This is a genomic window from Bacillus sp. ATD (assembly GCF_050585765.1).
GTDB lineage: Bacteria > Bacillota > Bacilli > Bacillales > Bacillaceae > Bacillus > Bacillus stercoris.
On the sequence record NZ_JBOBQH010000034.1, the window covers coordinates 1 to 374 of the forward strand.

Annotated in this window: 1 protein-coding gene; it reads left to right on the plus strand. The window is 57.0% G+C overall.

Features of this window, described 5'->3' with window-relative positions; translation table 11 throughout:
• The coding region (locus ACQXR1_RS22210) for a hypothetical protein (protein WP_430772883.1) at positions 1–374 on the plus strand (374 nt) is incomplete at both ends.

Sequence of the window (374 nt, forward strand, 5' to 3'; positions counted from 1 at the left end):
TGGAGTAACAGGAGCGACTGGAGTAACAGGAGTGACCGGATCAACGGGTTCTACAGGTGCGACGGGATCAACCGGAGCCACCGGACCAACCGGAGCAACGGGATCAACAGGAGCAACGGGATCAACAGGAGCCACTGGAGTGACAGGACCAACAGGAGAAACAGGAGTAATTGGAGCAACGGGAGAAACCGGAGCGACAGGATCAACTGGAGCGACAGGACCAACAGGAGCAACTGGAGCAACAGGAGTGACAGGTCCAACTGGAGAAACGGGAGAAACAGGATCAACAGGTCCAACCGGAGTCACTGGAGCGACGGGATCAACAGGATCAACCGGAACAACCGGAGCGACAGGTCCAACCGGATCAACGGGAT